The organism is Litorimonas sp. (assembly GCA_029936425.1).
Lineage (GTDB): Bacteria > Pseudomonadota > Alphaproteobacteria > Caulobacterales > Maricaulaceae > Litorimonas.
Genome location: JAPYSU010000024.1, coordinates 25734 through 33957 on the forward strand (window position 1 = coordinate 25734; position 8224 = coordinate 33957).

General features: G+C 52.2%; 6 protein-coding genes. 4 read left to right on the forward strand and 2 right to left on the reverse strand.

Going from position 1 to position 8224, the window contains the following annotated elements; genetic code table 11:
- Positions 1-5: 5 nt before the first annotated feature.
- Positions 6-437, reverse strand: a complete 432-nt coding sequence (dksA, locus tag ACN0IC_RS14010; protein WP_416879408.1) for an RNA polymerase-binding protein DksA — start codon at positions 435-437, stop codon at positions 6-8.
- Positions 438-661: 224 nt separating this feature from the next.
- Here dksA and ACN0IC_RS14015 point away from each other — a divergent pair, with 224 nt between their 5' ends.
- The 3 genes from ACN0IC_RS14015 (at position 662) to ACN0IC_RS14025 (ending at position 4027) form a co-directional block, all read left to right on the forward strand.
- Positions 662-1504: an AAA family ATPase gene (locus tag ACN0IC_RS14015; protein WP_415810796.1), complete on the forward strand. Its 843-nt coding sequence runs from the start codon at positions 662-664 to the stop codon at positions 1502-1504.
- 115 nt (positions 1505-1619) lie between these two features.
- A complete protein-coding gene (locus ACN0IC_RS14020; RefSeq protein ID WP_416879409.1) occupies positions 1620-3104 on the forward strand; it encodes a replicative DNA helicase in 1485 nt (494 codons plus the stop codon).
- A gap of 80 nt (positions 3105-3184) precedes the next feature.
- Positions 3185-4027, forward strand: a complete 843-nt coding sequence (locus ACN0IC_RS14025; RefSeq protein ID WP_416879410.1) for a hypothetical protein — start codon at positions 3185-3187, stop codon at positions 4025-4027.
- 55 nt (positions 4028-4082) lie between these two features.
- On the opposite strand, the gene ACN0IC_RS14030 is transcribed toward ACN0IC_RS14025, so the two are convergent.
- Positions 4083-5279: an endo-1,4-beta-xylanase gene (locus tag ACN0IC_RS14030; RefSeq protein ID WP_416879411.1), complete on the reverse strand. Its 1197-nt coding sequence runs from the start codon at positions 5277-5279 to the stop codon at positions 4083-4085.
- Positions 5280-5536: 257 nt separating this feature from the next.
- Between ACN0IC_RS14030 and ACN0IC_RS14035 the strand changes: the two genes are divergently transcribed.
- Entirely contained in the window at positions 5537-7615 is a 2079-nt protein-coding gene (locus tag ACN0IC_RS14035) for an amidohydrolase family protein (RefSeq protein WP_416879412.1), read from the forward strand.
- Positions 7616-8224: the final 609 nt, after the last annotated feature.

An 8224-nucleotide genomic window follows, 5' to 3' on the forward strand; every position in this document is an offset into this window, starting at 1 on the left:
AGGAATTATCCGGCGCGCAGACGCTCGCCGCGTTCGTGCATTTCCTGCGCTTCCAAGGACAGCGTTGCAATCGGGCGCGCGTCCAGACGGCGCAGCTCGATCGGGTCGCCTGTTTCTTCGCAAATGCCGTAAGTGCCGTTTTCGATTCGGCGCAGCGCCTTCTCGATTTTATTGGTCAGCTTGCGCAGACGGTCTTTCGTCCGGAGCTCTAGCTGTCGGTCCGCATTTGCCGCTGCCGTATCCGCCGGATCCGGGTGAGACACGTTCTCGCCGCGAAGATATTCCACCGTATTGCGCGTTTCCGCAACAATTTCGGCTCTCCAAGCGAGGAGTTTCTGCCGGAAATATTCCTTTTGGATAGGATTCATGAACTCTTCGTCTTCCGAAGGTTCATAGTTTGCCGGTACATTAACCGGTTTTTTGGTTGCCTTTGTCATATTGAAAACCCCTTATGACATGATCCACAAACACCCCATGCAACGCGCCCTTCTAATGGGGCGACTTTCAATTGCCGCGCCGCTATAAAGTGAGTCATTCAGACGCGCAATCCAACAATGCAGAAATATTGATGACAATTATTTGAACCTTGCATCGTGGTATGTGAGACGTAGAAGACCGCTTTCAAGACAAACCGCAGAAGAAATAATAATGAGAGACGATTATGAAGTTTGAAGGCACAAAAGATTATGTCGCCACTCAGGATCTGAAAATGGCCGTAAACGCGGCGATCACTCTGGAACGTCCGCTTCTTATCAAAGGCGAGCCCGGCACAGGCAAAACCGTTCTCGCGCATGAAATTGCCCAAGCGCTCGACACGCCCCTGCTTGAATGGAACATCAAATCCACGACCAAAGCCCAGCAGGGCCTCTATGAATATGACGCGGTGGCCCGTCTGCGCGATTCACAGCTTGGTGATGACCGGGTCCACCATATTGAAAATTACATTAAACGCGGTCAGGTCTGGGAGTCTTTCATCAGCGAGAAGCGTCCTATTCTCCTTATTGACGAAATCGACAAGGCTGATCTCGAATTCCCGAATGACCTCTTGCATGAGCTCGATAAAATGAGTTTCCATGTTTACGAGACAGGAGAGACTGTCACGGCCAAGCAGCGCCCGATCATCATCATTACCTCCAACAATGAAAAAGATTTGCCCGACGCGTTTCTGCGCCGCTGTTTCTTCCACTACATCCAATTCCCGGATGAAGAGACGATGAAGGAAATCGTTCAGGTCCATTTCCCCGATATCAAAACCCGCATGCTCTCCGCCGCGCTGAAACGCTTTTTCGAAGTCCGGGCCATGCCGGGCCTCAAGAAAAAGCCGAGCACGTCCGAATTACTTGACTGGCTGAAACTGCTACTCGTCGAAGACATCGATCCGGAGACGTTGCGCGAAACCGACAAAACAAAAATGATCCCGCCTCTCCATGGCGCGCTTCTGAAAAACGAACAGGACGTGCATCTGTTTGAACGTCTGGCGTTTCTGTCGCGGCGCGAGGGGTAAAACTTATCCCCGTTATCCCCATGACTTATCCCCATGTATAACTCATTTGCTCTAGGAGCCGTTGTTCTATATCTGTTCTAGTGCCGACCTTTTAGAATCGGCCTAGGGGTGAGCAATGGTATTTGCAGAAGAACATAACGACGAAGAGACAACCCTCGACACGACCCCGCATAGTAGTGAGGCCGAACAGGCCCTGCTCGGCGCCCTGCTCTATGACAATGAGATTTACCACCGCGTCAGCGGCATTGTGCAGGCCAAGCATTTCTACAACCCAATCCACGTCCGGATTTACGACTCGATTTCGAAACTGATCGAACATGGCAAGCTGGCAGACGCTATTGTCCTCAAAAACCGGTTCAGCCAGGACGAAACCCTGATCGATATTGGCGGCGTGGAATATCTCGCCCTTCTGCTCGACTCGGCCCCGCCCGGCGCCACCGCCCCCGAATATGCCAAGCTGATTTTCGATCTCGCCATGCGGCGCGAGCTTATCCGCCTCGGCGACGAAATCCGGCAAGGCGCGTCCAATCCGGAAAGCGAGCTCGACGCGCGTCAGCAAATCACCAACGCCGAAGGCCAGCTTTTCAACCTGGCCGAAATCGGCGGCACGCAGAGCGGTTTTGTCACGTTCGAATCCGCCCTCATCCAGTCCATTGAAATGGCCAGCGCGGCCTTTACGCGGGACGGCAATCTTTCCGGCACCTCGACGGGCCTTCTGGATCTCGATCGCCAACTCGGCGGGATGCACCGCTCCGACCTCATCATTCTGGCCGGACGACCCTCTATGGGGAAAACCTCGCTCGCCACCAATATCGCTTTTAATATCGCCAAAAAATTTCGCCGCGAACGCGATGAAAACGGCGTCGAGAAAACCGTTGATGGCGGCATTGTGGGCTTCTTCTCGCTCGAGATGAGCAGTGAACAGCTCGCCACGCGACTTCTGGCCGAACAATCCGGCGTGCCGTCGCACCGCATACGCCGCGGCGATATCAACACCGAACAATATGAGCATATCCGCGACAGCGCCGACGAGATCAGCCGCCTGCCCCTGCATATTGATGATACGGGCGGGATTTCCATCGGCGCGCTCTCGGCGCGGGCGCGCCGTCTGAAACGCATGGTCGGCCTCGACATGATTGTGGTCGATTACCTCCAGCTTCTGACCGGCGGGAATGCCATGAATAGTCAGGCCAACCGCGTGCAGGAAGTGTCCATGATTACGCAGGGCCTCAAAGCTCTGGCCAAGGAACTCGACATTCCCGTCCTCGCTCTGGCGCAGCTCTCGCGGCAGGTAGAGCAGCGCGACGACAAACGCCCGCAGCTTTCCGATCTACGCGAATCCGGCTCGATTGAACAGGACGCCGACGTCGTCATGTTCGTCTTCCGCGAAGAGTATTATCTCGCTAGGGCCGAGCCGTCCGAAGGCACGGAAGAACATATGCAGTGGCAGGAAGACATGGACAAGCTCATGGGCAAGGCCGAAGTCATTGTCGGCAAGCAAAGACACGGCCCCATCGGCACGGTGAAACTCTCCTTTAACGCCGACCTGACAAAATTCGGCAATCTGGCACCGGAAGAATATGAAGGCGGAGCGTTTTAGGGGCAAATAGGTGACCTTCTGTGGTTTAAGGTGCAAAGGCGGCGTTTGTTTTGGTTTTTTAGTGGTAGAGGCAAATTAACATGTCTGACAATGAATCCGATAATTTTTCTGACAGGAATCTGGAGCAAGAGTTTAAGGGTTTAGAAACAAAATCAGCAGCGAAAGTCAGTCAATCTGCAATGGAAATTGCATCTGGTTCAGTGCCATTCATTGGGGGTCTAATATCTTGGATCGCTAGTAACTGGTCAGAACAAGAGCAATCTCGAGTAAATGCATTTTTTTTATCTTATCTGGAAATGCTGCAAGACGAACTTCGAGAAAAACATAGGACAATGGGCGAGATAATTTCTCGTATTGACCTTCAAGATGAAGAAATTTCCGACAGAGTGTCTTCAAGTGAATATCAGAAATTATTTAAAAAGGCTTTTCGTAATTGGAATGCTGTGGAAAGTGAAACAAAGCAAAAAATTGTTAGAAATATTCTAGCTAATGCAGCAGTAGCAAAAACTACTTCAGATGATGTTGTTTCTCTTTTCTTGGATTGGATATCTTTGTATTCTGAATTTCATTTCGAAGTCATATCAGCAATTTATAACAATGGTGGTATTTCCAGAGGAGAAATTTGGAAAAAACTAGAGAAACAAGAAGTGCGTGAAGACTCAGCTGAAGCAGATCTTTTTAAACTCGTCATAAGAGACTTGTCCACGGGTTCAGTAGTTCGGCAATATCGAGAAACAGATGCCCATGGAAATTTCATCAAAAGACCATCAAGAAGAGCACCCAAAGGACAAGGGTCTAAAATTTTAGAATCAGCTTTCGAAAACACTAAACGCTATGAGCTCACGGGACTAGGAAAACAGTTCGTTCATTACGCTATGACTGAAATCGTGCCAGTTATTGAGTTCGATCCTAAGCAAATTTAAATCTATAAATACAGTTATTAAACTTGAAGTACATTCACGAAAATTCTTACCCCACTCAAATCTCAAACTCCGCCTCCACGATCGCCCTGAACGCTTTTTTCGCCTCTTTGTCCCGATCATATAAGAGCGGGGCATTGGTGCGATTGACCGGATAGCCGTTCAGCCAGGATTGCCCGTCATTCACGCCCCAGGTGGTGACGGAGGTCACGCTCGGCCGAGCGGCAAAGCCGTCATAAAGCGCGCGATATTTTCGCGCCTGATCGTCAAGAACAGATTGCGGAATGTTGCCTCCATAATCGGCGGCGCAATTGGTCTGCGAGGCAAAACAGGAGGGAGGATCATTATAAATGGAGATATCGAGTTCCGTGACGTGATTTTCCAACCCCATGAATTGATCATCCACAGCGTCGATAGCGGCCAGAACATCCGCCGCCGGTGTCGGCGCCTGAATATGCATTTGATGGCCAACGCCGTCCACGGGAATGCCGCGATCCACTAAATCGCGAACCACCTGCAGCACCCTCCCGCGTTTTCCGCTCAGCTCGGTATTATATTCATTGATAAAAAGAAGCGCGTCCGGGTCGGCGGCGCGGGCCGCTTCGAACGCCCAGTCAATATAGTCAGGGCCGCCTGCCGCTTGATACCAATTGGAATTGCGGTAAGGCGCTGTCGCGCCGTCATCATCACTGATAACTTCGTTCACCACATCCCAGGCATAGACCCTGCCTTTGAAATGGGTAACGACATCCGTGACATATTTTTGCAACCGAGCTTTAACCTCGGCCGGCGACCCTTGAAAGAAATAGTCCGGCGTCGCGCGATGCCAGAGCAAGGTGTGCCCTCGTAGGGCCATATTATTTGCCTCGACAAATGCCAAAAGGGAATCTGCCTCTTCGAAAGTATAACTTCCCTCTGTCGGAGAAAGTGCCTCCGGCTTCATCACATTTTCAGCTGTAATAGAACTGAATTGATCCTTCAAAATCTGTGCATCAGCCTGCCCGTCCGCGATTTGCGCCGGAGCAATCGCCGCCCCGACCAGGAACTGATTTTGAAACTTGTCCCGAAAAGCCCCTTTTTCCGGCATATACGCCGCTGGCGGGGGTGGAGGCGGCGGAGGCGGAGGCGGAGGTGGTGGTGGAGGCGGCGTTACGCTGACCGATGACCTCCCGGCTCCCCCGCCGCCGCAAGCGCTGAGCGTCAGGCCGGCCACCCCGCCCAGTAATCTCAATCGGTCTCGCGCTGAAAATTTCATAGTCATCCCCATAAGTTGCAACGCTTATTGACAGCGCTGTCATTGCTATTGGGCTTAGCAGACATATCTGACGGAGGGCAAGTCACGGTTTAAAAAATCAATAATCGACAGGCTCTCCCCCTCTTCAAGACGGTTTCCCTAAACAGGCTGACACGGAAATTTTTAAACTTCACCCTGGCGCTTATAAGGCCGGACGTTTCGATTAGAGCTTGTCGCCGCTCGCCTTCTTGCGTTACTCAGAGGCAAAGGAGTCTTCCATGAAATTACGTCACTTTGCCCTCGCAACCTCTTTGCTCGCCCTATCCGCCTCGGCCTGTAGCCCCGGCCAAAACGAGGCAGAGACGCCCCAGGCAGAAACCCAAATGGAGCTGCCCGCCCTTGAAGGTCAGGAAAATTACACCATGCTGATCTCCGGCGTGGATGTCGGCGGCATGGACGTCACCCATACCGGCGGAAAGACGGCGATTGATTTTGAATACCGCAATAATGGACGCGGTCCGACGATCAAAGAAGACATCGTCCTCGGTGCGGACGGCATTCCCGATCGCTGGACGATCAAAGGCGCGACGACATTTGGCAGTCAGGTGGATGAGAGTTTCGATTTTGACGGAACGACCGCGAATTGGACCGATACAACAGGCACAATTTCGCAAGGCGTGGACGGCTCCCCGCTTTATGTCGCGCAAAACCCAAGTCCTTATGCGCTCTGGCTCTACGCCCGTGTGCTATTGGCGGATGCCGATCAGACAATGGCCGTTCTGCCGGGCGGCGACCTATCCCTTCGTAAAATAGAGGATTTTGACCTCTCGACCGGTGCAGAGACAGAAACAGTCTCTTCCTATGCCTTGTCCGGTATCGGCATGAACCCGTCCTATTTCGTCGTGGATTCCGACCAGGAATTTATCGGTATGATTACGCCGGAAACGGCGCTTCTGAAAACGGGCTATGAAACTCACGAAGCGTCCTTGCGAGAGCGCGCGACAGAATATTCCGCCCGCCGTTTCGAAGACATTCAGAAACAGGCCGCCCAGACATTTGACGGCCCCGTGCGGATTACAAATGTCCGGGTTTTCGATCCCGAAACGCTCTCTCTGACGGATCCGGCGTCTGTCGTTTTTGAAGGCAACACGATACAATCCATTGACGCCGCTGACAGTCGGGCGGAGAACGAAACCGTTATTGACGGCGCTGGCGGGACCCTGATTGCCGGTCTTTATGAAATGCACGGCCATCTGGGCCAGAATAACGCGCTTCTGAACGTCGCGGCCGGTATTACGACGGTTCGCGATATGGGCAATGACGACGACGTTCTGGGCGAACTGATCAACAAGATCAAATCCGGCCGTCTCGCCGGACCGCGCATTATCCGAAGCGGCTTTATCGAGGGCAAAAGCCCGTTCAGCTCCAATTCCGGCACAATTGTCTCCAGCCAGCAAGAAGCCGTCGACGCCGTCAAAGCTTATGGCAATGGAGATTTCTTCCAGATCAAAATCTACAATTCCATGGACGGAGACTGGGTCCCGGCCATGGTAGAGGAAGCCGAAAAACAAAGCCTTCGCGTCTCGGGCCACGTCCCCGCCTTTTCAACCGCCAATGAAATGATTGCGGCCGGATATGACGAGCTTACACATATCAACCAAGTCGTTCTCGGCTGGGTTCTGGAAGAAGACGAAGACCCCAGAACCCTCCTGCGCGTCACCGCGATGAAACGTCTTCAGGATCTGGATCTCGACGATCCGAAAATCGATGAAACGATTCAGGCCATGGTCGAAAACAATGTCGCCATTGATCCGACTCTGACCATTTTCGAGCTTTTCTTTAATGGCCGGAACGGAGAAGAAAATCCGGCCATGGCCGATTTTGTCGACAATATGCCGGTCAGCGAACAACGCCAGAGCAAGACGGCTTTCCTCGACATCGCCACGGACGAAGACGACGAAGCGTACAAAGTCGCTTATGACAAGCTCTTGAAAATTGTCACAAGAATGCACGACGCGGGCATTCAGCTCGTCCCCGGCACGGATTTGGGCGGCTCGTTTTTCCATCACCGTGAATTGGAGCTTTACGAGAATGTCGGCATGAGCGCCGCCGAAGTTCTGGCATGGGGCACCCAGGGCATGGCCGACTATGTCGGACAGGGCGAACAGCTCGGCTCAATTGAGTCCGGCAAACTCGCCGACTTCTTCTTGGTGCCGGGCGATCCCACGGAAAATCTGAAAGCGATAAAAGAGATATCCATGGTCGTGAAAGACGGCGTCGTTTACTTCCCAAGTGACATCTACCCCGCCTTCGGAATTAAACCTTTTGCCGAAGCGCCGACGGTCACAAAACGCTAAAGGGAGAGCATAAGACGCTGCAAAGGAGAACAAGCCTTTATATAAGGATAATAGGTCAAAACAGGTGTGATTGAGGTATTGAAAAGCGATTTCGAATATAGCTTTATCTATCCTTTTGAGTCCTGGCCCTTAATCTATCCACACCCGCTCACCCCGCTGAAGAGCGGGGTGCAGACTGTGCGCTTTCGCGGCTTGGCGTAGGTCGACAAATAGAGCGCCTTTCGGAAGAGGCCGTGCGCTCTGCGTACCCTAAAGGGCAATAGGGCAGGCCATAATGTCTAGCCAGTCAAGATTCCTTTCTAACCCCCGTCATTACCCGACTTGATCGGGTAATCCATGCGGTGTGGGTTACGTTGAATGGGGTATTAGCGAAGGCATTCTTTCCAACAGCATACGTCATTGCAAACGCTCAAAGATAGAAACAGTACCGCATGGATTCCCCGCTCGGGGGCGGGAAATGACGGGGATTGGAAGTTAATCCTCACTTATCCTGACAAACACCCTGCCCTTTCAATCCCTTACAGAAAATCTTAGAGATAGATCCTCACTTTCTATTTTGCCCTTATATTCAAAATTGTTCTTTTGCTCATGGACAGGAAGACGTCACCT

Excerpts from the sequence above, each read along its gene's own strand:
- dksA (WP_416879408.1), bottom strand. The coding sequence starts at position 437 with ATGACAAAGGCAACCAAAAAACCGGTTAATGTACCGGCAAACTATGAA.
- ACN0IC_RS14015 (WP_415810796.1), top strand. The coding sequence starts at position 662 with ATGAAGTTTGAAGGCACAAAAGATTATGTCGCCACTCAGGATCTGAAA.
- ACN0IC_RS14020 (WP_416879409.1), top strand. The coding sequence starts at position 1,620 with ATGGTATTTGCAGAAGAACATAACGACGAAGAGACAACCCTCGACACG.
- ACN0IC_RS14025 (WP_416879410.1), top strand. The coding sequence starts at position 3,185 with ATGTCTGACAATGAATCCGATAATTTTTCTGACAGGAATCTGGAGCAA.
- ACN0IC_RS14030 (WP_416879411.1), bottom strand. The coding sequence starts at position 5,279 with ATGAAATTTTCAGCGCGAGACCGATTGAGATTACTGGGCGGGGTGGCC.
- ACN0IC_RS14035 (WP_416879412.1), top strand. The coding sequence starts at position 5,537 with ATGAAATTACGTCACTTTGCCCTCGCAACCTCTTTGCTCGCCCTATCC.